Below are 927 nucleotides of genomic sequence, written 5' to 3' on the forward strand. Positions count from 1 at the left end.
GCCGTGGCCGTGTGGGCAGCGGGATTCTCCGGCGGCGCCGCGCTCGGGCCGATCTTCGGTGGTTGGCTCGTGGAGCATTTCTGGTGGGGAGCCGTGTTCCTGGTTGCCGTACCACTTTTGCTGCCGCTGCTCGCCTTCGGCCCCTTCCTCATCCCCGAGTCCAAGGACCGCAATCCGGGAAAGCCCGACCTTCCCAGCGTCGTGCTCTCCATCTTCACCATGGCCCCGGTGGTTTATGGCATCAAGGAGGCCGCCGTGCACGGTTTTGGCCCCGGACCCGCGGCCTTCATGGCGTTCGGCCTGGCCATGGGAATTGTCTTCGTCCGCAGGCAGCGCTCATTGGCATCGCCTATGTTGGACGTTCGGCTTTTCCGGAACAAGGTCTTCAGCACGGCCATCACGGCCAACGTCTTGTCCTTGTTCTCCATGACCGGCTTCATCTACTTCTTCGCGCAGCACTTGCAGCTCGTGGAAGGCCAATCCCCCATGCAGGCGGGGATCGCGATGGTTCCGGCCCTGCTTGCCACCATCGTGGCGGGCCTGGTGGTGGTTCCGCTGGTCAAGCGGATCCGCCCGGGCCTGGTGGTGGCATCGGGCCTGGCACTGAGCGCAGTGGGATACCTGGTGGCCGCCCTGGGCAACCACAGCCAGGGGCCAGGGTACCTTTTGACGGCACTCCTGCTGCTGGCCATCGGGGTCGGCTCAGCGGAGACCATCTCCAATGACCTGATCCTCGGCGCGGTTCCCGCCGATAAAGCGGGTGCTGCATCGGCGATCTCCGAAACGGGTTACGAACTCGGATCATTGCTGGGCACAGCCGTGCTTGGCTCCATCCTGACCGCGTCCTACCAACACCACTTGTTGCTTCCTGGCGAATTGTCCGGCCACGCGGGCGAACGCTCGAGGGAGACGCTCGCCGGAGCCGTG

1 protein-coding gene is annotated in these 927 nt (G+C 64.8%); it reads left to right on the forward strand.

All coding sequences use genetic code 11. From position 1 onward, the window contains the following. On the forward strand, window positions 1-927 hold a 927-nt coding region (locus AHiyo1_RS08115; protein ID WP_113990595.1), incomplete at both ends, for an MFS transporter.

Origin of the sequence: Arthrobacter sp. Hiyo1, from assembly GCF_001263615.2 — a bacterium.
GTDB lineage: Bacteria > Actinomycetota > Actinomycetes > Actinomycetales > Micrococcaceae > Arthrobacter.